This window comes from Vibrio sp. 10N.247.311.13 (genome assembly GCF_041467595.1).
Taxonomy (GTDB): Bacteria; Pseudomonadota; Gammaproteobacteria; order Enterobacterales; family Vibrionaceae; genus Vibrio; species Vibrio crassostreae_C.
The window spans coordinates 1-1708 of record NZ_JBFSUX010000128.1 but is presented as its reverse complement, the minus strand read 5'-3'; the positions used below and the strand labels follow the sequence as shown (position 1 = coordinate 1708).

1 protein-coding gene is annotated in these 1708 nt (G+C 39.5%); it reads right to left on the bottom strand.

What is annotated here, in order from left to right; all coding sequences use genetic code 11:
• Window positions 1–398: 398 nt before the first annotated feature.
• Window positions 399–794 (bottom strand): DUF2391 family protein, encoded by a 396-nt coding sequence (locus tag AB6E52_RS22960; protein ID WP_017060180.1) that lies wholly within the window; start codon window positions 792–794, stop codon window positions 399–401.
• Window positions 795–1708: the final 914 nt, after the last annotated feature.

Sequence of the window (1708 nt, the reverse complement as noted above, 5' to 3'; positions counted from 1 at the left end):
AACGGCGGACTGTTAATCCGTATGTCGCAAGTTCAAGTCTTGCAAGGGGAGCCAATTAAAAGAAGCCGCATCATTGATGCGGCTTTTTTGCATCTAAAGATCCTAACTTATTAATACAACTACCCTCACCTTTCAAATACCATATTCAATTCAGAAACCAACCGTTTTTATATCCTTCCAAAGCTACAAATCTTCGCTACTTAATGCTCTTCAAAATCTCCCAACAACAAACGACACATTCACGTAAGAGTCAGTCACAGTACGTTGCTACTCATTTTATTGACTAGGAGATCGGTTGAAAAAATCAATACTAAGTTTGGAGGTAAGAAAGCTAAATAACGAATCAAGTAAGCGCTGAAAAGCTCTGTAAGACACTTCAATCCAAATTGATACACAGATTACTCTTTATCAAAACTATCCACTACAATAGCGCCCATAGAGGCTGGCATTGAAATAACAATCACTCTTTTGATCGATACGACGGGATCACTCAATAGAGGTAATTTGTCCAGGCAAGTCAGTACCAAAGCAACGACCAATGCCGTCATAACATAAGCAATCACTATTCTGAAAATAAACACCGGCAACCGAGCAACAACATCTTTTTGAAAGACACTCTCATACGTATAGAAGCCTAAGAACACCGCAGACAGTAAAAATAGCAGCAATAGATTAGCGGTAGGTAAAGTCTCCCCTAACTTCCAAGCCTCTTCAGAAAAAGAAATCGGCACGGCCAAGGCAAAAGATCCCACAAAGATCTGGCTCGCATCTTCAAAGTTAAAACTCAATTTCATAATTCGACCCATTAGGTTTAAGGCTTTATCTAATTCTGAAAAGAATCACAAAACTATCCGCCAATGATTTGGGGGATTTTTATTTCTACTAAGCAAACAGTAGTGACCTTCTAGCTTCATCTTAGTCGCAATAACCAAAACATAGCTTGAACTAACCAGCAAGAAATCAATATGCTCAGAGCAAAACGGTCAACACGACTGATTAATATCGAGTCAACAAACACATCAAAATCGAAGACAGAGTGGTAACCCCTAATATACCAGCACCTAGAACCAAAGAATCTAAATCCGCAGGGTGATAAACGTCACTTCACGAATACGAGGGATGCTCTATTTCTTCGCTTATATACCCCTCAGGCACCACTTGGGAACACACTTAGCGACTCTCACCTTTAAGCTGAATCTAGCCTACTTTCACCCTTTGAAGTACTTAGAACGAGTCGCTCAATACCATCGAGAGTGGTTTTAAGCTCAATGCATAACAAGAGACATTAAGTCGACTCATTATGAGCTCTAGCGTTCTTAAGAGAAGCCTCCATGATAGAGCCCTAATTACACGTATCCTATAGATTCACAGATAGAGCAGAAGTCAGATTTCGTAGCCGAAAGGCTGTTAACTAATACTGAGAGCCGCTCACTTAATAAAGGAAACATCTATAGCGCGTATGGCTCGAGTATCTGAATGCTAAACTTAAAGCTATATACGTTTGAAATCATGCTCGAGTCACCTCACAGCTGGAATCAGAAATGATGTAGTCCTAATCATGAGTTGGTTTTGGGAAAAACCTGAGCTAAGAGCTGTGGGCTGCGGGAAAATCTTTTGTGTAAGTTATTCGACTGACGTGCGAAACACTATGATTTATACCAATTAAAGTAAAAATGTGATCTAATTAAGATTGATGAATTATTGTGAA

Coding starts and splice junctions, on each gene's coding strand:
- AB6E52_RS22960 (WP_017060180.1), bottom strand. CDS start 794: ATGAAATTGAGTTTTAACTTTGAAGATGCGAGCCAGATCTTTGTGGGA.